The sequence below is a fragment of the Mesorhizobium sp. M5C.F.Ca.ET.164.01.1.1 genome (assembly GCF_004792125.1).
GTDB lineage: Bacteria > Pseudomonadota > Alphaproteobacteria > Rhizobiales > Rhizobiaceae > Mesorhizobium > Mesorhizobium wenxiniae.
On the sequence record NZ_SRTG01000612.1, the window covers coordinates 1 to 282 of the forward strand.

Sequence of the window (282 nt, forward strand, 5' to 3'; positions counted from 1 at the left end):
CCGATGCCGATCGTGACGCCATGCATGTGGCGCTTGCCGAGGAAGCGATCGCCATCGGCGCTGCACCCGCGCGTGCCTCCTATCTCGATGGCGAAAAGATCATCGCCGCAGCGAAGACAAGCGGCGCAGAAGCCATTCATCCGGGTTACGGTTTTCTTTCGGAAAATGCCGGTTTCGCCGAAGCCTGTGCCGCCGCCGGGCTGGTGTTCATCGGCCTGCAGCACGTCCTCTCGCGAAAGGCGGCCGCCTATCTGCCCCTCAGCGCGGTAAGCGCGCATCTCC

Annotated in this window: 1 protein-coding gene; it reads left to right on the top strand. The window is 64.2% G+C overall.

Annotated features, from left to right (window positions below; all coding sequences use genetic code 11):
• On the top strand, window positions 1–282 hold a 282-nt coding region (locus EN807_RS34995; RefSeq protein WP_281405276.1), incomplete at both ends, for a biotin carboxylase N-terminal domain-containing protein.